Source organism: Hymenobacter sp. YIM 151858-1 (assembly GCF_025979705.1).
In the GTDB taxonomy this organism is placed as follows: Bacteria; Bacteroidota; Bacteroidia; order Cytophagales; family Hymenobacteraceae; genus Solirubrum.
The window spans coordinates 248,543-273,543 of record NZ_CP110136.1; the positions used below are offsets into that span (position 1 = coordinate 248,543).

Sequence of the window (25,001 nt, forward strand, 5' to 3'; positions counted from 1 at the left end):
GAAGGCAACGGGCCTCCTGGGTGCCGACGGCGCCGTCGGTACCTAGGCCGGAAACGTAACGGTGAAGGTGGTGCCCACATCGGGCTGGCTGGCCACCGTAATGCTGCCCCCGGCGTTTTCGACCAGGCGCTTCACGATGTACAGGCCTACGCCGGTGCCGTCGACGTGCGTGTGCAGGCGCTGAAACAAGCCGAACAGTTGCGTCAGCTGCTGCTCGCTCATGCCCAGGCCGTTGTCGGTTATGGTTAGCACCACGGCCTGCGGGCGGCGCGTGGCTTGCACGCTTACCTGCGCGGGGCGCTTGGGCGAGCAGTACTTGATGGCGTTGCTGATCAGGTTGTAAACAATGCTGCGCAGGTTGGCCGGATGAAACGACACCACGATATCGGGCGCCACATCGAGGGTGAGCCGGGCCTCGCTGAGCTGCAGGGCCGGCCCTAGGTCGTGGCACACATCGGCCACCACGGCAGCCAGCGGCACCGGTTCGGTGGGGCCCGCCTGCGCCAGCTGCAGCTTCGATACATCGGTGAGCTGCGCGATGGTGTTCTGAAACCGCGCCACCGTGGTTTGCAGCATATCCAGCAGCTGGGCCACCCAGGCATCTTGCTGCACGGCCGCGGGCAGCTGCTCGCGCAAGGCCAGCAAAATGCCCTCGATGTTGGCAATGGGCGCTTTCAGGTCGTGCGAGGCCGTGTACACGAAGGTGTCGAGGTCGATGTTGGAGCGCGTGAGCTGGGCGTTGGTGTCGTGCAGCTCGTCGTTGGCGGTGCGCAGCGCAGCATTGATGCTCGCCAGCTCCTCGTTGAGGGCATGCACCTGCTGCCGCGCCAATACCTGATCGGTTACTTCGGTGGCTACCACCGTAACGGCGGCTACCCGGCCGTTGTCCTGCTCGCGCAGGGGCTGGTACACAAAGTTCCAGTACACCAAATCGCGGCGGCCGTGGCGGTGGATGTAGGAGGGCAGCTCGGTGGCGATGTGCGGCGTGCCGGTGGCCATTACCGCATCAAGCAGCTGCTCAAAGCCTTGGCCTGCAGCCTCGGGCAAAAGCTCGAACAAGGGAGTGCCGATGGCCTGCTGTTGGGTGCGCCCCCAAATGGCGCACACCGCCGGGTTGGCCACCTCGATTACGTATTGCGGACCCCGGAAAATAGCAATGGCAACGGGGGCCTGCTCGAACAGCTCGTTTAGCTGCTGCTGCCGCATCTCTCGCTCGCGCCGCGCCATTACGCGCTGCGTTACGTCGTAGGCGTAGGTTATCAGGCCGTCGATCTGGCCTTCCTCGTTGTAGCGGGCCTGGTAGGTTAGGTCGAAATAAGTGTCCTCCACGGGGCCACCGGTGGTATGGGCCAGCGGCACCAGCACCTCCCGGCCTTCAAAGGTTTGCCCGGTTTCGTACACGCCCCGCAAAATGGCCACCAGGGGGTGGTCGGCAAACTCTGACAGGGCATCAATCAGCCGCTTGCCCAGCAGCTCGCGCCCCGGAAACATGGCCTGGTAAACAGGGTTCAGGAACTCGAACACCAACTCCGGCCCGTCAAAGATGCAAATGGCCGCCGGGGCGCGCCGGAAAAGCTGCTCCCACTGCCGGCGCTGCCGCTCGGCCTCGGCCCGGGCGGCCTGCACCTCCAGCGTACGCTGCTGCACGTGGGCCTCCAGCTGCTGGTTGAGCTCCTGCGCCTGCTGCCGGGCCAGTACCTGCGGCGTAACCTCGGTGCCCAACGTCAGGATGCCGCTGATGCTGCCATCGGAGCGGTACTGCGGCTGAAACACGAAGTTCCAGTACACGGTTTCGAGTCGTCCGTAACGCTCGATGCGGGTGGGCTGCTCGGTTGAGATATGGGGCACGCCCGTGGTGTATACCTGCTCGAAAATGGCCACCACATCGGGGGTGGCGGCTTCGGGCAGCACCTCGAACACGGGCCGGCCTTGCACTTCGGCCAACGACCGGCCCCAAATGGCCAGCGCGGCGGCGTTGGCCAGCTCCACGCGGTACTCGGGCCCGCTGTACACCGCCACCGCGGCCGGGGCCTGCTCCACAAAGCGCAGCAGCTCGTTGCGCTGGTGCTTTACCTCGCGCAAAATGGCTTGTTCGCGGGCCTGGCTTTCGCGCAGGGCCTGCTCCACGGGGCTGCGGTCCTGGTCGGAGGTGTCGGTGAAGCTTACCACCAGCACCGCGCCGCTGCGCTGGGCCTGCAGGCGGAAGTAGTTATCGAGCCCGTCGGCCTGGTAATTCACCTCGTAGGACTGCAACTCGCCCGACTCGAAAGTGCGTCGGTAGTAGCCCAGGATGCCGGCCGCAGTTGTGCTCGGAAAGCGCGTGAGCAGCGTACCGCCCGGCTGCTCGGGCAAACCCGTCATGCGTTGCCCGGCCGGGTTTACGTACTCCAGTGCGAAATCCACGATTTCAGTGCCGGCCTCGTTGTAGATGGGCCGCACCACATGCAAGGCCGCCAGCGACACCGCCAGAAACGCAGGCAACAAATCGGGAGCTAATGCGGCATTGAAAGGGGGCATACGCACGGTAACGATAGAGTGCGTGAAAGTACACACTCGCATTGGTAGGCATTACAATACGACCCGTGCGGTAAAGGTTTCGGGCGGTTTGTGAAACGGCCTGGCTGCTGGCAATGCTGGCGCGAGTGACACTGATACTGGTGATACTGACGCTAGCTGATACTGGCGCGAGTCTTAGCGCGTTAGCGCGCGACTCGTGTCGCAACATGGAGGGGAGTCTCCATACTCCCGTGCCGTGAACGATACCTAGGAAACAATATGCTGGCATAAGCTGCTTGCCTTCCACACCGCCGCCGGCACCTAGGGCGTATCGTTCACGCGACGGGAGTCTGGAGACTCCCCTCCATGTTGCGGCACGAGTCGCGCGCTAACGCGCTAAGACTCGCGCCAGCGTTGCGCGACTCGTGCCAGTTTGCCTACACCACAGCCGCCATTACCACGGGGATGATAACCAAACCCAGCGCCCCACGACTTAGCCCGCGACCAGCGCGGCTCCGCGCGGCGCATTGGCCGGATTTGCGTTCTTTACAACATGCAAAGCACCACCCAAGCCGCCCTCGATACCACCCATACCCAGCCGCTGGCCGAGGCCTCGCAGCCGGGCCGGTTGGTATCGCTCGATGTATTCCGGGGCATTACCGTAATGGCGATGATCCTGGTGAACAACCCCGGCGACTGGGGCCACATCTACGCGCCGCTCGAGCACGCGGCCTGGCACGGCTGCACGCCCACCGACCTGATTTTCCCGTTTTTCCTGTTCATCGTGGGGGTGTCGTTGGTGTACGCCCTCGATGGCCTGAAGCGCCAGGGCGGGCCGCTGGGCGCTACCATGCTGCGGGTGGTGCGGCGCGGCGCGGTGCTGTTTGCCCTGGGGCTATTGTTGGCGTTGTTCCCGAAGTTTGAGTTTGCCACGGTGCGCATTCCGGGCGTGCTGCAACGCATCGGGCTGGTGTTCATTTTCAGCAGCGCCGTTTTTCTGTACACCGGGCGGCGCACGCAGCTGGGGCTGCTGGCCGGTATTCTGGTGCTCTACAACGTACTGCTGCAGCTGGTGCCCGCGCCCGGCCTGGGTGCCGCCACCCTGCTGCCCGGCCACGACCTAGGCGCCTGGCTCGACCGCACCCTGCTCTCGGAAGCCCACCTCTGGAAATCAAGCAAAACCTGGGACCCCGAAGGCCTGCTGAGCACGCTGCCCGCCGTGGGCACCGGTTTGCTGGGCGTGCTCACGGCCCAGTGGCTGCGCCGGCGCGAGGTGCCGCCCGCCGAAAAAGTGGCCTGGCTGTTTGTGCACGGTGCCCTGCTCATCGTGCTCGGGCTGATCTGGAACGGCTGGTTTCCCATCAACAAAAGCCTCTGGACGAGCTCCTACGTGCTGTACACCGGCGGCATTGCCATCAGCGCGTTGGCCGTGCTGTACTGGCTGTGCGACGTGCAGGGCTGGCGCGGCTGGATCAAGCCGTTTCTGGTGTACGGCGTCAATGCCATTACCGTGTTCTTTTTGTCGGGGCTGATACCGCGCATCCTGGGCCTCATCAAGCAGCCTTTGCCCGGCAGCGGCAAAGCGGTGGGCCTGAAGGAGTGGCTGTACCAAACCGTGTTCGTGCCCGCATTCGAGGTGCCCGAAAACGCCTCGCTGGCCGGCGCCGTTACGCTCATCCTCATTTGGCTGGGCATTTTGTGGTGGATGTACCACAAGCGCATCATCATCAAGGTCTGAGGCCGCCCGGCATCCGCCGAAAAGGCCCGCTCCGCGTTCCGGAGCGGGCTTTTTAGTTCGTATTCAGCCAAAACACCCAGGGCCCAAAAGCAAAGCGGGCGGCCCGAAACGAGCCGCCTGCTTCACCATTTCACTCACTATATTCGGGAGCGGCCGTTAGCGCCGGTCCCACACGGTGCCGCCCGCCTCCACGAAGCGCACGACGCCGTATTCCTTGGTATAATATACCCTTTGCACCTGCCACGCCGGGACGGCCTGGCTGGCCGCGGGCTGCAGGGCGGGGTACTCCAACACGTTGCTGAAGGTGCGGCCGCCCACGGCTAGGCTCGGCAGCAGGCGCACATTGGGGGGTAGGGCTTGCTGGCTTTCCAACTCCGCCACAGGCAACGGCAATTGCAGGTTGCCCCACTGCAAAGCGGCCTCCAGGGGTTGCGGGCCCGCGGCGGCACCTAGGGTAAACGCGGCTGCGAATTGCCCCGCGTTGCGGCGCTCGTAATACGCCGAATCAACGCGCTCGAGGCGGGTGCCTACCTCTTGCTGATAGAACTGCACGCGCGCGCCCTTGCTGGCCATACCTGGCTGAGACTTATCGGAAAGGCCTTTCACCTGGTAGCGGCGCTCGTAGCCGGCCTGGTTGGCAAAGCGCCACTCCTCGCCCAGGCGGTAGGGCGCTACCCAGGCTTGCTCCTGCTGGCTCAGCACGTAGTGCGTGGGCTCGTCGCTTTCGGCACCGGGCAGCGCACCGTCGCAGGCGCTCAGCAGCAGCGTGAGCATCAGCGGGCCGAGCAGGGGCAGGCGTTGCGCAAGTGGGTAAAGTAGGGCCATAGCCGGGCGTTGAGAGAGGGCAGGAAGTGGTTGAGCAGGAGTGGTGTTGTGCGGCGATGCAAACATCGGCCGCCGACGCACACGAGTAAATCGCATATGCATGTGAGCAAGCCACCAAACACGCATTAGGCCGTGCGCCGGAGCTTGCCATGCGCCGTCAGTAAACCAGATGCAGAACCCGGGACAAAGGTTGCTTAAGGTACAAAGCAATTGTTGAGCTTGCTATCAATTTTGTCATAAACCGGGGTAAAAACCGCAACTTCTCGCAACCCTAAACCCCGCTGGTGGCTGGCACGTGCTTGCCTAAGCCGTTTGTACCTAGCGCCCAGGAAAACCCTTGGCAGCATGGCCACCCAAGGAGCTTTCTGCGTAGTAGCAGCTATGAAACAGGTAATCATCCTTGCCGCTGGCTTGCTGCTGGCCGCGCCGGCCGCACTGGCCCAAACCACGGCCCCGGCCACCGGCAGCACCGCTACGGCGTCTGTTTCGGCTGGGCAGCGCAAAGCCGCCGAAGAGCTGATGCTGGCGATGCAAATGGAGAAAAACACCAACGCGGCCCTCGATCAAATGCTGGTGGCCCAAATGGCGCAACGCCCCGAGCTAAAGCCCGTGGAACCCGAAATGCGCAGCTTCCTCACGAAGTACATGGGCTGGGCCTCGCTGAAGGAAGATATGGTGCAGCTCTACGCCAAGGAGTTCAGCGAGAAAGAGCTGAAAGACCTGACCAAATTTTACAGCTCCTCAACGGGGCAGAAATTCATCGGCAAGCAAAGCGCCCTGATGGTGGCCGGCATGGAGCTGAGCCAGCGCCGCATGCAGGAAAACCTGCCCGAGCTGCAACGCAGCATCGAGGCTAAAATGAAAACTACCGAGCAGTAAGATGCCCTAGGCGCCCGCTGCCGCCAAAAGCACAAGGCCCGGCCAATTGGCCGGGCCTTGTGCGTGTCACTGTCATGTCGAGCGTGAGCGATACATCTGGGTTCAGTAGCAGAAAAGTGTTTCCCCAGATGTCTCGCTCACGCTCGACATGACAGGATGGGGCTAGTTCAACCCGACCTTACTCCTCCACAGTCGTCTCCACCTTCGGGCGGGCCGATTGCACGGCTTCGATGGCGGTTTGCAGCAGGTTCGAGCGCACGCTCATCTCGGTAATCTTGTTGTTGCGGCGCGTGGGGTTCACGCGGTTGGTCAGCAGAATCACCATCAGGTCGTACTGCGGATCGACCCAGAAGTAGGTGCCGGTGTAACCGGTGTGGCCGTAGCTCAGCTGCGAGGCGCTCTTGGCCGAGTTTACCGAGGGGTTTGCGGCAGGGCGGTCGAAGCCGAGGGCGCGGCGGTTGTCGGGGCAGTTCTGGCATTTGGTGTACTCCTGCACGGTTTCGGGCTTGAGCAGCTGCTGGCCGCCGTACTTGCCGTTCCAGGCGTAGAGCTGCACCAGCTTGGCCAGGTCGTTGGCCGAGCCGAACAGGCCGGCGTGGCCCGAGAGGCCACCTAGGAGCGCGGCGCCTTCGTCGTGCACGGTGCCGTGGAGCAGCTGCTTGCGGAACAGCGAGTCGTACTCGGTGGGCACGATGCGCGCTTTGGGGAAGCGCCACTCCGGGTGCAGGCCCAGCGTGGTAGCACCTAGGGGGCGGTACAGCTCGTCGCGCAGAAACTGCTCGAAGGGCTTGCCCGTTTGCTGCTGCACCAGCTGCGGGTAGAGGTAGAACGACAGATCGGAGTACACGTAGCCGGGCTTCTCGTTGAGCGGCGACTCGGCAATGGACTTCTTCAGGCGTTCGGGCATATCCTTGCGGGCCCACATCTTATCGGCCACTTGCAGCGGGAAGCGCGCCGACGAATCGGGACGGAAGAAGCGGCGGCTCATTTCGGGCACTTCACCGGCTTTCAGCTTCAGAGGCTCGTGCGGATACTTGGCAAACAGGCGGCTGAACACGCCTTTGGGGCGCGTGTAGCTCTGCCAGAACGGAATCCAGGCCTTCAGGCGGGCTTGGTGCGTCAGCACGTCGCGCATCTTCAGGTCCTTTTTGTTCGATTCTTTCAGGAAATCGAAGTACGAGCCCAGGGTTTGCTCGGGGCTGAACTTGCCTAGGTCCTGCAGCTTCATCAGGGCCGGGGTAGCGGCGGCCACCTTTGTTACCGAGGCCAGGTCGTAGAGGTCGGTGTTGCGTACGGGGCGGGCCTTGGCATCGTAGGTGTGCGTGCCGTAGCTTTTGCGCAGCACCACGGTGCCGCGGCGGGCAATGAGCACCTCGGCGCCGGGGAAAGCCTTGGCCGCCAGCGCGGCGCTAATCAGCGAATCGACGCGGGCCTCCAGGTTGTTGTTCATGCCCACGGCCTCGGGCTGGGCGTAGCGCAGGCGAATGCCGCCTTGCGTAGTCAGGCCCGCACCAAAGCCGTAGCGCTCCGAGGCCGAAACCGGCAGCTTGCCGGTAGCGCCCACGCCGCCAAAAATTACCTGGGCGGCCAGCTCCTGGGCATTTTTGCTTTCCTGATACGCCAGCACAATGGCATCGGCGGTGTTCACATCGCGCAGCTTCGATACGGCGTACGCGCTGCCAAACACCGATACCACCATCTTCTTTTTGAGGGCGGCTACTTCGCGCAGCAGCACGTTTTCCTCGGGCGAAATGCCGAAGTTGCTGGCCGGGTTGCGCCCTAGGTTCTGCAGGCCCACGAGCAGCAGGTTGTAGGGGCGCAGCTGCTCGCGTAGCCTGGCCAGGTCGTCGAGTGTGGCGTTGGCCGGGATGGAGAAGTGTGTTGCCGGGGCGTAGTCCGACACCATGCGCTGGAAGTCGGTGGTATCCTTGGTGCCTAGGGTAACGGTGGCAATGCGCAGGGTATCAAGGCGCTGCAGCGGCAGCAGGTTGCGCTGGTTGCGCAGCACCGTCATGCTCAGCTCCTGCAGGCGCTGCGAAACGTGCTGGGCGTGCGGGCTGTTGAGGTCGGCCGTGATGTTCTTCAGCTCGATGGGGCGGTACTTGTTCAGGCCAGCCCACTGCTTCAGGGCCAGCACGCGGCGGCAGCGGATGTCGATATCGGCCTGCTTAATGCGGCCCGAATCGATGGCGGCGCGCACGGCTTGCAGGGCCTTGGGTACGTTTTTGGAGAACTCCAGAATGTCGTTGCCGGCCAGCAGGGCGCGCACGTCGGCTTCGCCGGGCGGGTACTTGCTGGTCACGCCCTTCATGTTCATGGCATCGGTGAAGATGATGCCCTGATAGCCCATCTGCTTCTGCACCATATCGGTTACGATGCGGCGCGAGAGGGTAGAGGGCATGCCGGTGCTATCGAGGGCCGGGATGTTGAGGTGCGCAATCATCACGCCGCCCAGGCCGCGGCTCATGAGCGAGCGGAAGGGGCCGAGCTCCAGCGAATCGAGGCGGCGGCGGTCGGCGCGGATCAGCGGCAGGGCAAAGTGCGAGTCGGCATCGGTGTCGCCGTGGCCGGGGAAGTGCTTGGCCACGGCCAGCACGCCCGCGTCCTGCATTCCCTTCATGTACTGGTAGCTTTTCTCGGTTACGTTGCGCTTATTTTCGCCCCACGACCGGAAGCCGATGACCGGGTTGTTGGCGTTGTTGTTCACATCGACCACCGGCGCAAAGTTTACGTGCATGCCCAGGCGGCGAATCTGGTACGCCACTTCCTGCCCCATTTCATAAAGCAGCTGGTTGTCGCGCACACCACCTAGGGTCATCTGGTACGGAAAGCGCACTACGCTATCGAGGCGCATGCCCACGCCCCACTCGGCATCCATGGCCACGAGCAGGGGCACGCGGCTTTGGGCCTGGTAGCGGTTCAGCAGCTTGCTTTGGCGCACGGGGCCGCCCTGAAAGAAGATGAGGCCGCCGATGCCGTTCTGCTGAATCAGCGCCGAAATGGAGTCTTCGTCAATACGCTGGCGGTTGCTGTACGCGGCCACCATAAACAGCTGCGCTACGCGCTGGTCGGGCGTGAGCGTCTTCATCACCGAGTCGACCCACGGCGAATTCAGGTATTTTAGGAATGCCGGCGCCTCGGCCATTGGTTTGGCCGGCGCAGGTTTTTTGCCATTGGCAACGGCTTTGGCGCTGCTGGCTGACTTAGCTGCCGGGGCAGCTTTGGCGGCCGGGCGCTTGGCCGAGGTATGGGTAGCAGCGGGTTTCTTTTTGGCGGAATGCTGCTTGCGGTGTTGCGCGGTGAGGGCCAGGGGCCCGAGCACCAGCAGCATCAACAGGAGAAATCTGTGGAGGCGCAAAGCGGATGGGGAAAGTGGTACGGTGCGAAGTTAAGCCGAATGGGGCAGGGAAAGGCAGCGGGCATGCCAGCAACCCAAGGTGCCCGCCCCAGGCCCGATTTGAAAATTCAGGTTTACGTCATGCTCCATCTGGCGTACGCGCAGTCGAACCGCAGGAAGGCGCAAGCCAAGCATGAACCCGCGCCTCCAAAATGTCATGTCGAGCTTGCCGAGACATCTCGCCGGATAGTCTTGTCATCCTGACGCAGGAAGGGCCTTCTCACGTCTGAACAACTATTCAGGCCGTCATGCTGAGCCCCGTCGAAGCATCTCTACCGCTTCTTCAGATAGTAGGATGCTATCCGTAGAGATGCTTCGACGGGGCTCAGCATGACGGCTTGGCGTGAGCAGGTCCTTCGCTCTGCTCAGGATGACAAGACTATTCAACGTCAGCACGCGAGATGCTTCGACCAGCTCAGCATGACGTTTAAAATAGGCCCCAAAGGCCCGATATGGCAGAAACGAGCAGGGTTTTTCGGGGCCGTAAGCAACGCAGGCTGTATGTTTGCTGCTCTATATTCTGGGGAGGCTACGTCGGGGGCTGAAAAAGAAGCCTTTAGCCGGCTGCGTGCAGCCCGCGCGGCCCGGCCCCTGTAATTGCCTTGTTCGATTGCTGCCTGTTGCCCGTTGCCGATGCGAAACCTAGTACTAACCAGCTGCGCCCTGCTGCTTGCGCCGGTGTGCGGCATCGGCGCCTTGGCCCAAACGCCCGCAGCTCCTGCCGATACCACCCTGCTTACGGCGGCCACCGAGCACCTGCACCGGCGCTACCGCGAGGCGCTGGGCAGCAGCGCCGCCCTCTACAACGGCGTGCAGTACGTAAACTACGCCTCGGCCACGGCGCAGGGGCATCAGTTTTTTAAGTCGAAAAACGAGCTGCGCGGCAGCGTGCACTACGACGGCTACGAGTTCACTGACCTGGCCATGCAGTACGACGCCAAGCTGGATGCGCTGCTGGTAAACAGCTTCAACAGCCCGGCCAAGTTCCGGCTGGTAGATGAGCGCGTGCGCCACTTCGTGATTGACGGGCACCGGTTCGTGCGCCTGGTGGCCGACTCGGCTTCGGCGAAGGTGCTGACCACGGGTTACTACGAGCTGCTGTTTGCGGGCGGCCCGCAGCTGCAGGTGCTGGCCAAGCACGGCAAAGACCTGCAAACCCGCATGGGCCCGCGCCTGAGCTACCAGGAGTTTACCGACGTCGACCGCTACTACCTGCGCAAAGGCAACGCCTACCACCCCGTGGGCAGCAAAGGCTCGGTGCTGGCCGTGCTCCACGACCGCAAAAAGGAGCTGAAGAAGTACGCCGCCGAGCAGAATCTGAAGTTCAAGAAGGAAAACCGCGCCACCGCCATTGCGCAGCTGGTCCGGCATTACCACGCCTTAACCCAGGCCGCCGCCCGATGAAAGTACCGAACAAATACGTGCCCGGGCGCCAGGCCGCGCGGTGGCTGGTGGGGGTGCTGCTCGGGTGGCTGCTGCTGGGCGGGGCCGTGCCCGGCCTAGGTCAGCAAGCGCCGCCGCTGATCAGTGGGCAGTTCAGCAACGCCACCTTCGAGGAGTTTGCCCGCGCGGTGGAGCGCCAAACGCCCTACCGCTTCTACTTCGAGCCCAGTGCCGTGGATAGCATCCGCGTAACCCTAGGTGCCAGCAACCAGCCGCTGCCCGAGGTGCTCGAAGCCATCCTGAAACCGCGCGAGCTGTTTTACGCCATCGACGCCCGGCAGCGGGTATTCATCACCACGGGGCAGCCCATGCAAACGGAGCTGGCGGCCGGGTATTTTCGGCAGCAGGCAGCAGTTACGGCCGCGGCCACCGACACCGACCCGCTTGATGGCCTGAACCGGCCCAAATCGCGGCGGCAGGCCGAAAGCCAGGTGTACGCCATCGGGCAGGGCAGCAACCCCAGCGGCAAGGCCACCGTGGCCGGGCACGTGCGCGAAAGCAAAACCGGCGAGCCGGTGCCGGGCGCCACGGTGTACGTGGAGGCCCCGGCCGTGGGCGGCTCCACCGATCAGTTTGGCTACTACTCGCTTACGCTACCCCTAGGTCGGCACACCGTGCTGGTGCGCGGCATCGGCATCAAGAACACCAAGCGCACCATTGTGCTGCGCAACGACGGCAAGCTGGAGATTGAGGTAGACGAGGACATTACACCGCTGAAAGAGGTGGTGATTGAGGCCGAAAAGGATAAGAACGTGGCCGGCATGCAGATGGGCCTGGAGAAGCTGGATATCAAAACCATCCGGCAGGTGCCCACGGCCTTTGGCGAGGCCGATATGCTGCGCGTGGTGCTGACGTTGCCCGGCGTGAAATCGGTGGGGGAGGGCAGCACCGGCCTGAACGTGCGCGGCGGCGCCACCGACCAGAACCTGATCCTGTTCAACGATGCGGTGGTGTACAACCCCTCGCACTTGTTCGGCTTCTTCACGGCCTTCAACCCCGATATCCTGAAGAACGTGGAGCTGTACAAAAGCGCCATCCCGGCCAAGTACGGCAGCCGCCTTTCCTCGGTGCTCGACATTACTACCCGCGACGGCAACCGCAAAAAGTTTGGCGGCGCGGGCGGCATCGGGCCGCTCACCAGCCGCCTCACGCTCGAAGGGCCCATCCGGCAGGATAAGGCCTCGTTTATCGTGAGCGGGCGCTCCTCGTACTCCGACTGGCTTTTGCACCGCCTGCCCAACCGAAGCTACCGCGAAAGCTCGGCCTTGTTTTACGATTTGAGCGCGCACGTCAGCCACGACCTCAACGACAAAAACGCGCTCTATGCCACCGGCTACCTTAGCCGCGACAAGTTTCGGCTGGCTTCGGATACCACCTACGAGTACCGCAACCAGAATGCGAGCCTGAAGTGGAAGCACATCTTCAACAACCGGCTGTACAGCGTAGCCACGGCCACCTACAGCCGCTACGGCTACGACATCAGCAGCCGCAAAAACCCGGTAAACGCCTCGGCGCTGGCTTTCGACCTGAACCAGCACACGGCCCAGTTCGATTTCAGCTACTTCCACAGCCCGCGCCACACCGTGGAGTTTGGCGCCGGCACGCAGCTCTACCGCATTGCGCCGGGCCAGCTGCAGCCCCTAGGTGCCGAGTCGCTCATCAGCCCCGAGGTGCTGCAGCGGGAGCAAGGGCTGGAAAGCGCCCTGTACGTTTCGGACCGAATTGAGGTGTCGCCGCGCTTTTCGGTGTCGTTGGGGCTGCGCTACTCCATGTTCAACGCCTTGGGCCCCAACAATGTGCGGCAGTACGCGCCCGGCGGCCCGCGCTCAGACAATACCATAACCGACACCGTGCGCTACCGCGCCGGGCAGGTGCTGGCCACCTACCACGGGCCGGAGTACCGGGTGTCGGCCAAGTACGCCCTCACCGAAAACTCCTCCCTCAAGGCCAGCTACAACCGCACGCGGCAGTACATCAACATGCTCTCGAACACGGCTACCATGGCGCCCACCGACATCTGGAAGCTGAGCGACGCGCACATTCGCCCGCAAGTAGGCGACCAAGTGGCCCTGGGTTACTACCGCAATTTCAAGGACAACACCATCGAAACCTCGGTGGAAACTTACTACAAGCGGCTGCACGATTTCGTGGATTTCCGCAACGGCGCCACCTTGCTGCTGAACCCGGCCATTGAGCAGGACGTGGTAAACGCCGAGGGCAAGGCCTACGGCGTGGAGGTGATGGTGCGTAAGCTCACGGGTAAGGTAAACGGCTGGATCAGTTACACTTACTCCCGCTCGCTGGTGCGCGTGAACAGCGGCACCACCGCCGAAATGATCAACGGCGGCAAGTACTACCCCAGCAACTTCGACAAGCCGCACGACGTGACGATGATCGGTAACTACCGCTTCAGCCGCCGCTTCAGCACCTCGCTCAACTTCACGTACAGCACCGGCCGGCCCATTACGCTGCCGCTGGCCAAGTACTACGTGGGCAACTCGGTGCGCGTGCTGTACTCCGACCGCAACGCCTACCGCGTGCCCGATTATTACCGCGCCGACCTAGGGCTGAACATCGAGGGCAACCACCGCGTGAAAAAGCTGGCCCACAGCTCCTGGACGGTGGGCGTGTACAACCTCACGGGCCGCCGCAATCCGTTCTCGATCTACTACAAATCCGTGAACGGCAACATCAAAGGCTACCAGCTGTCGGTATTCGGGCAGCCCATTCCTACCATCACCTACAACTTCCGCTTCTGACCCTCGCCACCATGACAAGCCAGCCGAGCTACATCCGACGCGCCTTTGCCTGGGCGGCGCTGTGGGTGCTCACGGGCGGTTGCATCGACCCGTTCGAGCCCGCCATCCGCGAGGCCGAAACCAACCTGTTGGTGGTCGATGGCTTCATCAACGCCCGCGGCAGCAGCACCATCAAGCTCTCGCGCACCTACAAGCTGAGCGGCCCGGCCCAGCCCCCGCCCGAAACCCGCGCCCGCGTGCTGCTTGAGCAGGAGGGCGGCGGCAGCGTGCCGCTTACCGAAAGTACTCCTGGTACATACACCTCGGCCGCGCTCAACCTGGGGGCCGGCACGCGCTACCGCCTGCACTTGTACACCAGCGGCGGCCAGGAGTACGCCTCGGCGTACACGCCCGTCAAAATCACGCCCGAAATCGACACGGTAGAGTGGCAACTGGGTGGCGAAGGCGTGCAAATCAGCGTGAGCACCCGCGACGCCACCAACCAGAGCCGCTACTACCGCTGGGGCTTCGAGGAAACCTGGGAGTTCACGTCGGCCTACCGCTCGGTGGTGGAGTACGTGAACGGCCAGATGCGGCCCCGGCAGGAGGACATTTACCGCTGCTGGGCTAGCGCCACAGGCGGCAACATTCGGCTTTTCAACACCACGCGCCTGACGCAGGACGTGGTGTCGCGGCACCAGCTGCTCGAAATTCCGCGCACGGCTACCCGGCTGCGCCTGCGCTACAGCGTACTGGTAAAGCAGTACGCCCAAACCCCCGAGGAGTACGCCTACTGGGACGAGCTGCGCAAAAACACCGAAAGCCTCGGCACGCTCTTCGACCCGCTGCCCTCGCAGGTAACCGGCAACGTGCGCTGCCTCAGCAACCCCGCCGAAACCGTGCTGGGCTTTGTGGGCGCGTACTCCGTTACCGAAAAGCGCATTTTTATCAGCTCGGCCGAGCTGCCGGTGCAGTGGTACCGCACCTACCTTACCGGCTACGAGAACTGCATGCAGATCGACACTTTTAAGCTACGCGACGTGGACGCCGCTTTCCGCGACCCGTCGCTGCAGCCGCTGGAGGGCGTGTACACCGGCAACGGCGTGCTGATTGCCTACACCGGCGCCGCCCGCAAGTGCATCGACTGCCGCGACCGGGGCACCAACAAACGACCCAGCTATTGGCCCTGATGACGACCTCCCGAACCACCCGCTACCTAGGGCGCGCCCTAGGTGCGCTGCTGGGCCTGGCCGCCGGGCAGCCCGCCTGGGCCCAGGCCCCCGCGCCGGCCACCAGCATCAAGCAGGCCTTCGAGAACTACAGCCGGCTCGATGCGCACGAGAAGCTGTTTTTGCACCTCGACCGCACCACCTACCTCGGCGGCGACGTGATGTGGTTTAAGCTGTACGCCGCCGAGGGCACCCGCCAGCGGCCGTTGCCGCTCAGCCGCGTGGCTTACGTGGAGGTGCTGAACGCCCGCCAGAAACCCGTGCTGCAGGCCAAAATCGAGCTGAAGCAGGCCGTGGGGCACGGCTCGTTTCAGCTGCCGGCCACGCTGCCCACGGGGCGCTACACGGTGCGGGCCTACACCAACTGGATGAAAAACTTCGGGCCGGAGTACTTCTTCCAGAGCACCGTAACCGTGCTGAACACCTTTGCCGCCGCCCTGCCCGCCGATTCGGCCGCGGCCCCCGCGCCCGAGGTGCAGTTTTTCCCCGAGGGCGGCAACCTGGTAAAAGGCCTGCCCGGCAAAGTCGGCTTTAAGGTAACCGACCAAGCCGGCCGCGGCCTGGCCGCCGAGGGCGTGCTGCTCGATGCGCAGGGCAAGCAGGTGGCCCGGTTTGCCACCTTGCGCCACGGCATGGGGCAGTTTGCCTTTACGCCCGCGGCGGCCGGCCCCGGCTACACCGCCGTGCTAAAGCTGCCCAACGAGCAAACCCTTACGCGGGCCCTGCCCAGCGTGTTCGAGCAGGGCTACGTGCTGAGCGTGGCGCCGGCCGGGGCGGGGCAGCTGAGCCTGACCGTAGCCGCCAACATGCCCAATGCAGCTACCGAAGAGCTGTACGTGCTCGGCCACGCCGGCCAGCAGGCCTTTGTGGCCCAGCCGCTGCGCCTGGCGGGTGGCCAGGCCCAACTGCTGCTCGATAAAGCCACGCTGCCCGAAGGCGTGCTGCATTTTACGGTGTTCACGGAGCAGCGGCGACCCGTGTGCGAGCGGCTGTATTTCCGGCGGCCCGAAAGCCGCCTGGTTATCGACGCGGCCCCCGACAAACCGCAGTACGCCACCCGCAACCGGGTGAGCCTGCGCCTGGCCACCGCCTCCGGCGCCGGCCAGCCCGCCACGGCCGGCCTTTCCATGGCCGTGTACCGCCTCGATTCGCTGGCGGCGCCCGAGGCCGCGGCCGATATCCGCTCGTACCTGTGGCTGACCTCGGCGCTGCCGGGCCACGTCGAAAACCCCAATTTTTACCTGGATAGCGCCGAGCCCGAGGCCGAGGCCGCCGCCGACAACCTGATGCTGACGCAGGGCTGGCGGCGCTTTCGTTGGGAGGCCGCGCTGGCGGGCACGCCGCCGGCCTGGCCGCACGCGCCCGAGCTCAACGGCCACCAGATACAGGCGCGGCTGCTCAGCAAAACCACTGGGGCACCGCTGGCGGGCACGCCGGCCTACCTGGCCGCGCCCAGCCGCGCGGTACGCCTCTACAACGGCATCAGCAACGCCAGCGGCATGGTGCGGTTTGAGGCCCGCGAGCTGTACGGCCCCCAAACGCTGGTGCTGCAAACCAATTTTCGGCAAGACAGCACAGCCCGCTTTGAGCTGCTGAGTCCGTTTGCTACCGAACACGCCGGGCCGCCGTTGCCGCCCGTGCGCCTGCCCGAGCGCTACCGCCCCGAGCTTACGCAGCGCCACCTGCAGATGCAGGCCCAGAACGCGTACTTCCGCAAAGCCCTAGGTGCCTACGCCCAGCCGCTGGCCGACAGCCTGCCGTTCTACGGCCGCCCCGACGAACGCTACCGCCTCGACGACTACACCCGCTTTAAGGTAATGGAAGAGGTAATGCGCGAGTACGTGCCCGGCGTGCAGGTGCGCCTGCGCAAAGGCCGCTTCCACTTTATGGTGGTCGACAACGGCAACCGCACCATTTTCACGGAGGAGCCCATGGTGCTCGTCGACGGCGTGCCGTTCTTCAACACCGACCGCGTCATGAAAATCGACCCGCTGAAAGTGCAGCGCCTCGATGTGCTAACCCGCGGCTACCTGCACGGCCCGCTCACGTACCCCGGCCTGGTAAGCTACACCAGCTACCGCGGCGATTTGGCCGGCGCCCAGCCCGATGCCCGCGCCTTGCTGCAGGAGTACGAAGGCCTGCAGTGGGAGCGGGAGTTTTACGCCCCGCGCTACGAAACCGAGCAGCAAAAACAAAGTCGCCTGCCCGATTTGCGCCATTTGTTGTATTGGAACCCCGCCCTGAGCACCACCGCCGGCCAGCCCCAGCAGCTATCTTTTTACACCGGCGACGAACCCGGCCGCTACCTAGTGGTAGTGCAGGGCCTATCAGCCACCGGCCTGGCTGGCAGCCGCAGCTTTACGTTTGAGGTGAAGCCTGTAATGGCGCCGTAACAGTAGCGCGGACTACAACCGAAGGTCGGCGTAGCCAAAGTCCGCGCTACATCGCGCTACAAATCCTCACAACCTCATGCCAAACCCAACCCGCTTTGCTTACCTAGGGCTGCTGTGCCTGGCCTGGCTGCTGGGCGCGTGCGGCCAGCAGCTAAAGGAGCCCGTTGCCTTCGAGCTGTACGCCGGCGACGCCGCGCTTCCGCCGCCGCACCAGGGCCTGAGCGTGATACAAGGCGTGGTGCAGCCCGAGCTGATTCAGCTGACGTACCGCACCTCCGATGGGCAGGGCGAGGAAAGCGGCGAGATGGTGCTGCGGGGCGAGGAGCGCGAGCAATGCCTGCAATTGCTCCGGCGCACCAAGCTTAAGCCCACCCGCGAGCAAGCCGAGGGTGCAGGGGCTTTTGAAGTAACGCTCACCGATGCTTCGGGCAAGCAGCTAGTGGGCGTGCCATCGAACCGGGGCGAATGGGCCGCCTTTGCCCGGCAGGTAGCAAACCGCCGCGAGGCCAGCCAGGCCCCGGCGCTGTAGCGGTTATAAACGCACCGGGGCGGCTTTCCACCCCGAAAACAGGATGGAAAGCCGCCCCGGCAATGGTATCGGGCTTATCGGCCTAGCACCAGCGGCTCATCTTGAAGCCGGGCGAGGCGGGTTGGGTGCGTTCGGGAGCGGTTTCGGGTTCGGCCTGGCCGGGCTGCTGCGAACGGCGCGGGCGCGGCGAACGGAGCGGATCGGCGGGGCGGGCAGGGGGCAGGCCCACGTGCGAATCGGAAGCAGGATGAATCGGATGCTTGATCATAGCGGTAAGTAGTAATGGCAGATACCCGGTCAGCCAAGTGGGTGGCTGCGAGGTAGGTATACGCAACCGCGGCGGGAGCGGCTGTGCTTTGGGATGGTTTTTCTGCCAGCGTGCCCGCAGTCGCTAAGCCATAGCTCATCGTTTCGCGTACATGGCCCTAGGTGCTTTGGCGCCTGCCTGCTTGTTTTGACCATGGAACTTCGTCCGAAAGACACCTCGCCGAGCTGGCGGCGCACTGCCTACGGCGTCATTTTTGAAGCCGATACCCCCGCCGGCCGTGCTTTCGACGTGGCGCTGCTGTGGGCTATTTTGCTGAGCGTGCTGGCCGTGATGCTCGAAAGCGTGCGTTCCATCAACGCCAGCTACGGGCAATTGCTGCGCGCCATCGAGTGGTTTTTCACGGGCGTTTTCCTCATCGAGTACCTCGCGCGCCTGATTGTGGTGCGCCGTCCGCTGGCCTACGCGCTCAGCCCGCTTGGCATCATCGATTTCCTGGCCATTGTGCCCACGCTGCTCAGCCTCGTAATGATAGGCAGCCAGTACCTGCTGGTGATTCGCACGCTGCGCCTGCTGCGCGTGTTCCGCATATTCAAGCTGGGGCACTTTGTGGGCGAAGGCGAATTTATCGTGGAAGCCCTGAAAGCCAGCCGGTTTAAAATTATGGTGTTCCTGACGGCAGTGCTTACCATTGTCATCATTGTGGGCACGCTGATGTACGTGATTGAGGGCGGCGCCAACGGCTTCACGAGCATTCCGCAGAGCATTTACTGGGCCATCGTAACGGTTACCACGGTGGGCTACGGCGATATTTCGCCTGTAACCATGATGGGCCGCACCCTGGCCTCGGTGCTCATGATTTTGGGCTACGCCATTATTGCGGTGCCCACGGGCATAGTGTCGGCGCAAATGGCCAGCGCCACCCGCCCGGCCCTAGGTGCGCCTGCTTACAAACAGGTGGTGTGCCACGTGTGCCAGGCCGCCGAGCACCGCCCCGACGCCGGTTTTTGCTGGCGTTGCGGCGAGCATCTGTAAGCGCAGCGGGGCGGTTGGCGCGGGCCCACGGCCAACACTTTGGGGTATGTTGCGGCCGCCTACCCAGGGCTGCTGAGTGGGGCACTGCGCAGCGTGGCTGTATTTTTGCAGGCCGGATGCATGTTTTCGGGGCTGGCTGGCGTTGTAGCAAGCACCTGGTTTAGGTTTCACATCAACAACCGTTCGCAGTTTTGGCTTTATCTGATTTTCCGACGACGGCCTTCGGCCGGTTGCTTTCGCGCGTAGGCTGGCCCAGCGCCGGCGCCTTGCTCGTTTTGTTGCTCGCCCTGGGGGCGGTAGCGCCGGCACAGGCCCAGTACATTATCCGGGGCGTGGTGGTGGATAAGGACACCCAGGAGCCGCTGCCCTTCGTGAGTATCGGCGTGAAAAACTCCACCAAAGGCACCGCCAGCAACGTAAGCGGCGAGTTTCAGCTGAACGTGTCGCAGCTGCCGCAAACGCTCGTGTTCAGCGAAATTGCCCACGTGCGCGACACCGTGCGCGTTACCAGCATCGATCAGCCCCTGAAGGTGAGCCTGGCTACCACGGCCATTACGCTGCCCGAAGTGAAGGTGGGCAGCTACGCCTACCAGCTGGTAGACCGCGCGTACCGCCAGATGCAGCGCAACTACGGGCAGAAGTACTACGGCCAGGCCTTTTACCGCCAGATTACGCGCATCGATAACGGGCCTACCGAGTTGCAGGAAGTAATCTGGAACGTGAAAACCAACCCGGCCCGCATCGAGGGCACGGCCATTGCGCAGGGCCGCTTTGCGGGCAAGCAGGCGGCCATGAACTTCAGCAACTTTTCGCTCTACACCAAGTCGTTCGGGTTGTACGACCCGCGCGCCGACAGCACCGTGAGCCTGGCCCTGTTCAGCCCCAACGTGGTGAAAAACTACAACGTGGAGCTGGTGCGCGTGCTCGGCGACGACAGCAGCGGCGTGGCCGAAATCAACTTCGAAACCCGCCCCGAGCTGAAGAAATACAAGGCCGAAGGCACCGTCTGGATTGACGTGGAAACCTACAAGGTGAAGCGCTACAAATTCACGACGCCCAACTTCACTACCACGCTCAGCAACCCGAGCTACAAGGTGGATAACTCCAAGCTGAGCATTGATATGGTGTTTCAGGACAGCGACGCGCCCGTGGCCCCGCTCGACCACATGCAGGTAAACCTGACCACCGACCTGGTGCGCCCCGGCATGCCGAAAGCGGCCATCAGCGTGGAGTCGTTCACGTTTTTCTACGACACCACCAAGCAGCCCGGCAACGTGCGCTACGCCCGCGTAAGCGCCAACGAAAACGACCTGCAGGCCATTCGGAGCGTGAAATACGACCCCGAGTTTTGGGCCAACAACCCCGTGGTGCAGCGCACCCCCGTGGAGGACGAGGTGATTCAGTCGTTCGAAAAGGCCGGGGCGTTTGGCACCATGGTAACCAAGCCTGCCAAGCCCGCCCAACGCCGCTAGGTACCTAGGGGCCTCACGGGACTGCTACGGGGCACGGCCCCCTCTCCGAGGGAGAGGGGGAGCCAGCCGTCAGCAACGATTTCGTTCAACGATTGCGGGGCCGCCGAACCAAGTTCGGCGGCCCCGCCGCGTTTCCGGCCCCTAGGTCCTGTAGCGCGGAAATCCGTTCCGCGACGCGCCACGGGCGCGTATCCGGTACCGCGCGGTGCCCCATACGCGCCGGTGGCGCGTCGCGGAACGGATTTCCGCGCTACACGGGGCGGCGGCGCAGGCGCGAGCCGCAGCCGCCGCAATCGTTGCTGACGGCCGCGCCGCCGTGGCTCCCCCTCTCTATGACGTCGCGCATGGAGCGAGGTAGGGGGCCGTGCCCCGTAGGGGTCCCGTGAGGCCCCAAAACAATCAGCCGGCAGGCCGGTAGTGCACCTGTTCCGCATTCATCTACGCTCGGGCTCATGCACCACCTCACCGCCGCCGACATTCAGGCTTTTGATAAGATTTACCGCCTCAACCTCGTCAACAGCATCACGGGCTACAAACCGGCCAACCTCATCGGCACCACCGACGGGCAGGGCGCTACCAACGTGGCCATTTTCAGCTCGGTGGTGCACCTCGGCTCCGACCCCGCCGTGCTGGGCATGGTAACGCGCCCCACCACCGTGCCGCGGCACACCTACGAAAACATCCGGAGCACGGGCTGCTACACCATCAACCACGTGCACGAGGGCTTTGTGGCGGCGGCGCACTACACCTCGGCCAACTTTGCGCGCGAGGAGTCGGAGTTTGCGGCCTGTGGCCTCACGCCCAGCTACCGCCACGAGTTTCCGGCGCCTTACGTCGCCGAAAGCCAGATCAGCATCGGGTTGCGCCTGCAGGAGGAGGTGCCCATTCGGCTGAACGGCACGGTGCTGCTCATCGGCAGCGTGGAACACGTGTACCTGGCCCCCGAGGTGCTGCAACCCGATGGCTCGTTGCACCTAGGGGCCGTGGCCGATGTCTGCATCAGCGGCCTCGATGGCTACCACCGCGTGGAGCCCCTGGCCCGCTACGCCTTTGCCCGCGCCGGCCAAGGCCCGCAGCGCATTGCGGAGTAGCGGAATGGAGCGCGCAACGGATTTGCGGGCGGCCGTTGGTACGGTTTTTAACTCAACAATTGTCCGCGCGGCCTGGTGTGGCCGTATGTTAGCAGCCGTGCACGCTGCGGGCGCCTTTGGGCGTTTAGTAGCCGAGTGCCGTTCTTGATCTATGCCCCAACGTTTTTCACTGATTTGGTTGCGCTTGTGCCTGGTTGCCCTAGGTGGCCTGGGGGCCTTGTGCGCGCATGCGCAGCAGCGGCCCGATACCACCAAACGGCCCGATGCGCCCATCCGCAACATTCAGCTCGAAAACGTGGAGGTGTCGCCCACGGCCATCAACACCAAAAGTTGGCTGCTGCTCGACAAGGAAATCCAGCTGGAGCTCGACGGGGCCGTGCGCAACCTCTACAACTTCAAGTACGACAAGGCCGAAAAGCAATTTCGCTCGCTCCGCCGCCGCTACCCCGAGCACCCCATGCCGTACTTTTTGCTGGGCCTGAGCCAGTGGTGGAAAATCGTGCCCAGCAACGTGCAAACCAAGCTCTACGACAAGGTCTTTTTTGCCTACATGGACACCACCATCAGCAAAGGCGAAACCTTGTATAAGCAGGATAAGCAGAACTACGAGGCGTGCTTTTTTCTGTCGGCCGCGTACGGGTTTGCCGCAAGGCTAAACGCCGAGCGGGCCAACTGGCGCAAAGCCACCGTGTACAGCAAAGAAGCCCTCGATTACCTGGCCCGCAGCCAGGAGGCCAACGGCCTGAGCCCCGAGTTTTTGTTTGGCCAGGCTTTGTTTAACTATTACCAGGTGTGGATTGCCGAAAACTACCCGCTGCTGCGCCCGGTAATGCTGTTTTTCCCGAAGGGCAACCGCGACCTAGGGCTGCGCCAGCTGCGCAACGTGGCCGATAACGGCTTTTACACCGGCACCGAGGCCAAGTTCTTCCTGATGAAGATCTTGTACAACGACGAAAACAAGCCCACCGAAGCCCTGCCCGTAGCCCGCGACCTGGCCGCTAACTACCCCGACAACGCCTACTTCCAGCGCTTCTACGCCCTGGCCTGCTACAACCGCGGCGAGTACGACGAATGCGAGCGGGTAAGCCGCGAAATTCTTGAAAAGCTTAACAAAGGCATGCCTGGCTACGAGGCCATCAGCGGCCGCTACGCCACGTACTTTTTGGGCTGGCTGATGGAGCACCGCTACGACAACTCCGAAAAGGCTGCCGAATACTTCCAGCGCTGCATCGTGTTTGCCGAAAGCACCGGCGAAACCGAACAAGGCTTTTACGTGCTGGCCCACCGCCACCTCGCCCGCATTGCCGCCGACCGCTCCGACGTGGCCACGGCCCGCCGCTATTACAACGTAGTAAAGGACAAAGCCCCGCGCAACTCGCCCGAGTACCGCGAGGCCCGCGCTTACCTTAAACAGCACAAAAAATAGCTGCGCCCTAGGTGCCCGGGCACCTGCCACGTGAAAACACCTGAAAGGCCCGCGGGGCACCAGCTACAGTTGGTGCCCCGCGGGCCTCGGCGTGTTTGGTTACCCCTGAAACAATGTCTGCTCAATAGAATCCGGCTGAGCCCTGCAGGCCGAAGCGCGAGGCTTGCCTGCGCACCCAAAAGGGGGAGCAGGACAGCGGTTCGAAATACCGTACTGCGGCCTAGTGCTGAATTGTTGACAGGCCGGAAGCGGCCCCGGAGCGAGGCAGCAATTGCTATCGGGTATTTCGCGGTGCCCCCATCTATTTGGGTAAATGATTGCATAAAGCACACGAGCAAAGCCTGGGCAGTTTAGCTCCGGGCTGGTTTATGTATACCGCTGGAACGAGAGGAAAAGGTCGGCGGCCTACAAAAATAATCAGCCCCAAAAAGTCAGCTTGTGCGTGATAATCAGCGCTATATAACAAAGTGGAAATATCCGGTGCGGGCGGGATAAAGTATTGATTGCCTGAGCTAAACCGGGCCATTGGGCATAGTAGTTATCAAACAATCTTAATATTTAAATATTAAATTAATAAATATTACTTATATAGTTTGTAGTCCTATTTCTGCATCCAATAATACTACAAAGCGTATCAGGCTCCAAATGCGAAAGCAAAAAACCGAAAGCACGGCCCGCTCCGCCGGCCTGTTTTCCCTAGCCTGTACCCATATGAAATCCACCATACTCTGCCTTTCTTTTCTTCTGACTTCTGTGGTTGGCGCTACCCAGGCCCAAGCCCAGTGCACCTACACCTCCAAACCCGGTGGCGGTAAGTGGAGCGACCCCAACACCTGGGTTATTTCGGGCAAAGCCGACGGCCACCTGACGCCCACCAACAACCAACAGCGCAACGGGCAAGAGGCCAGCGACAACATCATCGTCATCAACTCGGCCGTTGAGTTGGATATCGATTACAGCGTAGCCGGCGACAATGCCAAAATGGTAATTACCAGCACCGGCTCGCTCACCGACAAAGCCAACGCCCACAACCTGTACTTCGGCGAGCAAAGCGGCCCCGACATGACGCGCCTGCAGCTCGACGGCACGCTCGATGTGTACAGCATCAGCTTTTACAAGGCCGATGCGCAGCTGAGCGCTACTGCCAACCTCAGCACCGACTGCAATATTTCGCTGGCCAACCAATCGGACCTGATGGTGGCGCCCGGCGCCGAAATTGACATCGACGGCAACCTTATGGTAACGCAGGGCAACCCGCGCATCATGGGCACCGGCACGCTCTCGATCAGCGGTTGCGTACTTACCCAGGGCAACGGCAGCCTCAACGGCCTGTTTGGCAACAGCCTGCGGGTGTGCGTGCAGGGCCAGCCCAACGACTGCGCCACCGATGGCCTGACGTGCAACCCCCGCGTGCAGGACTACATTACCGTGAATGGCTGCGCCACTGCCGCGCCGCTGCCCGTAGAGCTGGCCAGCTTCAACGCCCGCTACGTGGGCAAGCAAGTGCAGCTGCAGTGGGTAACGGCTTCGGAAAAGAACTCGGCCAGCTTTGCGGTGGAGCGCTCCACCGATGGCAAAACCTTTGACGTGGTAACTACCGTGCGCGCCGCCGGCAACTCCTCGGCCCGCCGCGAGTACAGCGCCGTGGACAATAACATGCGCCCCGGCCTGAACTACTACCGCCTCAAGCAAACCGACCTCGACGGCACCGCTACTACCTCGCAGGTGGTGGCCGTGCAGGCCGGCGCAGCCCAGCAGGAGCTGAGCGCCTACGGCACCCCTGGCAACCTGATTGTGGAAATGCGCACCGACGCCGTGTGCCGCGCCATTCGGGTGATGGACAACATGGGCCGCGTGCTGCACACCGAGGTAATGCCCGATGGTGCTACCGGCCTGGTTACGCGCCAGATTCCGCTGCGCCAGAGCTTGGGCGGGGTGTACATTGTGCAGGCCGTAACCACCAACGGCACGCTCACCAAAAAAACGATGCTGCGCGACTAACAGCCGGAGAAGGGACGTAATTACCCGGCCCGAAAGCCCGCGAG

General features: G+C 63.1%; 16 protein-coding genes. 12 read left to right on the plus strand and 4 right to left on the minus strand.

Features of this window, described 5'->3' with window-relative positions; genetic code table 11:
- Positions 1-42: 42 nt before the first annotated feature.
- The gene (locus OIS50_RS00975; RefSeq protein WP_264692472.1) at positions 43-2,517 is read right to left on the minus strand and encodes a PAS domain-containing sensor histidine kinase; all 2,475 of its coding nucleotides are present in this window, start codon (positions 2,515-2,517) and stop codon (positions 43-45) included.
- A gap of 532 nt (positions 2,518-3,049) precedes the next feature.
- Between OIS50_RS00975 and OIS50_RS00980 the strand changes: the two genes are divergently transcribed.
- Positions 3,050-4,234 carry an acyltransferase family protein gene (locus tag OIS50_RS00980; RefSeq protein ID WP_264692473.1) on the plus strand — a complete coding sequence of 395 codons (1,185 nt, stop codon included), beginning with the start codon at positions 3,050-3,052 and terminating at the stop codon, positions 4,232-4,234.
- Between the two features lie 156 nt (positions 4,235-4,390).
- On the opposite strand, the gene OIS50_RS00985 is transcribed toward OIS50_RS00980, so the two are convergent.
- Positions 4,391-5,059 (minus strand): hypothetical protein, encoded by a 669-nt coding sequence (locus tag OIS50_RS00985; protein ID WP_264692474.1) that lies wholly within the window; start codon positions 5,057-5,059, stop codon positions 4,391-4,393.
- Between the two features lie 381 nt (positions 5,060-5,440).
- On the opposite strand from OIS50_RS00985, the gene OIS50_RS00990 reads away from it, so the two are divergent.
- On the plus strand, positions 5,441-5,938 hold the full coding sequence (locus OIS50_RS00990) for a DUF2059 domain-containing protein (protein WP_264692475.1): 498 nt from the start codon (positions 5,441-5,443) through the stop codon (positions 5,936-5,938).
- Between the two features lie 178 nt (positions 5,939-6,116).
- Here OIS50_RS00990 and OIS50_RS00995 read toward each other — a convergent pair whose 3' ends face one another.
- Entirely contained in the window at positions 6,117-9,296 is a 3,180-nt protein-coding gene (locus tag OIS50_RS00995; protein ID WP_264692476.1) for a glycoside hydrolase family 3 N-terminal domain-containing protein, read from the minus strand.
- A gap of 672 nt (positions 9,297-9,968) precedes the next feature.
- On the opposite strand from OIS50_RS00995, the gene OIS50_RS01000 reads away from it, so the two are divergent.
- The 5 genes from OIS50_RS01000 (at position 9,969) to OIS50_RS01020 (ending at position 17,667) form a co-directional block, all read left to right on the plus strand.
- On the plus strand, positions 9,969-10,739 hold the full coding sequence (locus tag OIS50_RS01000) for a hypothetical protein (protein ID WP_264692477.1): 771 nt from the start codon (positions 9,969-9,971) through the stop codon (positions 10,737-10,739).
- Entirely contained in the window at positions 10,736-13,537 is a 2,802-nt protein-coding gene (locus OIS50_RS01005; protein ID WP_264692478.1) for a TonB-dependent receptor, read from the plus strand. Before OIS50_RS01000 ends, OIS50_RS01005 begins: the two co-directional genes overlap by 4 nt.
- An 11-nt stretch (positions 13,538-13,548) precedes the next feature.
- Positions 13,549-14,706, plus strand: coding sequence for a DUF4249 domain-containing protein (locus OIS50_RS01010; RefSeq protein WP_264692479.1), 1,158 nt, complete (start codon positions 13,549-13,551; stop codon positions 14,704-14,706).
- Positions 14,706-17,138 carry a hypothetical protein gene (locus tag OIS50_RS01015; RefSeq protein ID WP_264692480.1) on the plus strand — a complete coding sequence of 811 codons (2,433 nt, stop codon included), beginning with the start codon at positions 14,706-14,708 and terminating at the stop codon, positions 17,136-17,138. The genes OIS50_RS01010 and OIS50_RS01015 overlap by 1 nt, the downstream gene beginning before the upstream one ends.
- A gap of 76 nt (positions 17,139-17,214) precedes the next feature.
- Positions 17,215-17,667 (plus strand): hypothetical protein, encoded by a 453-nt coding sequence (locus tag OIS50_RS01020; protein ID WP_264692481.1) that lies wholly within the window; start codon positions 17,215-17,217, stop codon positions 17,665-17,667.
- An 82-nt stretch (positions 17,668-17,749) separates the two neighbouring features.
- Here the strand turns inward: OIS50_RS01020 and OIS50_RS01025 are convergent, their stop codons facing one another.
- Positions 17,750-17,935 carry a hypothetical protein gene (locus tag OIS50_RS01025; protein WP_162910450.1) on the minus strand — a complete coding sequence of 62 codons (186 nt, stop codon included), beginning with the start codon at positions 17,933-17,935 and terminating at the stop codon, positions 17,750-17,752.
- 192 nt (positions 17,936-18,127) lie between these two features.
- On the opposite strand from OIS50_RS01025, the gene OIS50_RS01030 reads away from it, so the two are divergent.
- The 5 genes from OIS50_RS01030 to OIS50_RS01050 all read left to right on the plus strand — a co-directional run bounded on the left by OIS50_RS01030 (position 18,128) and on the right by OIS50_RS01050 (position 24,957).
- Positions 18,128-18,967, plus strand: a complete 840-nt coding sequence (locus OIS50_RS01030; RefSeq protein ID WP_264692482.1) for an ion transporter — start codon at positions 18,128-18,130, stop codon at positions 18,965-18,967.
- Positions 18,968-19,158: 191 nt separating this feature from the next.
- Positions 19,159-20,439 carry a carboxypeptidase-like regulatory domain-containing protein gene (locus OIS50_RS01035; protein ID WP_264692483.1) on the plus strand — a complete coding sequence of 427 codons (1,281 nt, stop codon included), beginning with the start codon at positions 19,159-19,161 and terminating at the stop codon, positions 20,437-20,439.
- Positions 20,440-20,891: 452 nt separating this feature from the next.
- Entirely contained in the window at positions 20,892-21,530 is a 639-nt protein-coding gene (locus OIS50_RS01040) for a flavin reductase family protein (RefSeq protein ID WP_264692484.1), read from the plus strand.
- Positions 21,531-21,681: 151 nt separating this feature from the next.
- Positions 21,682-22,956, plus strand: a complete 1,275-nt coding sequence (locus OIS50_RS01045) for a tetratricopeptide repeat protein (RefSeq protein ID WP_264692485.1) — start codon at positions 21,682-21,684, stop codon at positions 22,954-22,956.
- Positions 22,957-23,667: 711 nt separating this feature from the next.
- Entirely contained in the window at positions 23,668-24,957 is a 1,290-nt protein-coding gene (locus OIS50_RS01050; protein ID WP_264692486.1) for a hypothetical protein, read from the plus strand.
- Positions 24,958-25,001: the final 44 nt, after the last annotated feature.

What these genes read in the sequence shown, in the direction of transcription:
- OIS50_RS00990 (WP_264692475.1), top strand. Translation starts at nt 5,441, where the DNA reads ATGAAACAGGTAATCATCCTTGCCGCTGGCTTGCTGCTGGCCGCGCCG.
- OIS50_RS00980 (WP_264692473.1), top strand. Translation starts at nt 3,050, where the DNA reads ATGCAAAGCACCACCCAAGCCGCCCTCGATACCACCCATACCCAGCCG.
- OIS50_RS01050 (WP_264692486.1), top strand. Translation starts at nt 23,668, where the DNA reads ATGAAATCCACCATACTCTGCCTTTCTTTTCTTCTGACTTCTGTGGTT.
- OIS50_RS01010 (WP_264692479.1), top strand. Translation starts at nt 13,549, where the DNA reads ATGACAAGCCAGCCGAGCTACATCCGACGCGCCTTTGCCTGGGCGGCG.
- OIS50_RS01000 (WP_264692477.1), top strand. Translation starts at nt 9,969, where the DNA reads ATGCGAAACCTAGTACTAACCAGCTGCGCCCTGCTGCTTGCGCCGGTG.
- OIS50_RS01030 (WP_264692482.1), top strand. Translation starts at nt 18,128, where the DNA reads ATGGAACTTCGTCCGAAAGACACCTCGCCGAGCTGGCGGCGCACTGCC.
- OIS50_RS01045 (WP_264692485.1), top strand. Translation starts at nt 21,682, where the DNA reads ATGCCCCAACGTTTTTCACTGATTTGGTTGCGCTTGTGCCTGGTTGCC.
- OIS50_RS01005 (WP_264692478.1), top strand. Translation starts at nt 10,736, where the DNA reads ATGAAAGTACCGAACAAATACGTGCCCGGGCGCCAGGCCGCGCGGTGG.
- OIS50_RS00975 (WP_264692472.1), bottom strand. Translation starts at nt 2,517, where the DNA reads ATGCCCCCTTTCAATGCCGCATTAGCTCCCGATTTGTTGCCTGCGTTT.
- OIS50_RS01015 (WP_264692480.1), top strand. Translation starts at nt 14,706, where the DNA reads ATGACGACCTCCCGAACCACCCGCTACCTAGGGCGCGCCCTAGGTGCG.
- OIS50_RS01020 (WP_264692481.1), top strand. Translation starts at nt 17,215, where the DNA reads ATGCCAAACCCAACCCGCTTTGCTTACCTAGGGCTGCTGTGCCTGGCC.
- OIS50_RS01040 (WP_264692484.1), top strand. Translation starts at nt 20,892, where the DNA reads ATGCACCACCTCACCGCCGCCGACATTCAGGCTTTTGATAAGATTTAC.
- OIS50_RS00985 (WP_264692474.1), bottom strand. Translation starts at nt 5,059, where the DNA reads ATGGCCCTACTTTACCCACTTGCGCAACGCCTGCCCCTGCTCGGCCCG.
- OIS50_RS01025 (WP_162910450.1), bottom strand. Translation starts at nt 17,935, where the DNA reads ATGATCAAGCATCCGATTCATCCTGCTTCCGATTCGCACGTGGGCCTG.